The following is a 262-nucleotide window of genomic DNA, read 5'->3' on the forward strand; positions in this document are numbered from 1 at the left end:
GGAGCGCGCTCAGGACATCGCTGACGCACTGCACGCTGACGTTTCGTTCCACTGCCACAAGACACTCGACGCAGATGAAGAGGGCGACACCCTGGAGGTCACCGCCGCATCCAAGCACTGCGCCGGGGCGATGATCGTCCTGGATCACGAGGACCGGCCCAACCAGCTGATGCGCATCGCCGAACGCCTCGGCCTCTAGGGCATCCTGCCTTGGCAGCGACGACCCAAAGACCCCCATGAGACGGTCCAGCCAATTGTCCCT

1 protein-coding gene is annotated in these 262 nt (G+C 64.1%); it reads left to right on the forward strand.

Annotation, left to right across the window (positions count from 1 at the left end; genetic code table 11):
* Positions 1 to 199 (forward strand): hypothetical protein (locus tag SB847_RS21400; RefSeq protein WP_410578673.1); only part of this gene is annotated, 199 nt, incomplete at its 5' end.
* Positions 200 to 262 lie beyond the last annotated feature (63 nt).

Origin of the sequence: Bacillus sp. SIMBA_026 (assembly GCF_046535335.1) — a bacterium.
Classification (GTDB): Bacteria; Bacillota; Bacilli; order Bacillales; family Bacillaceae; genus Bacillus; species Bacillus velezensis.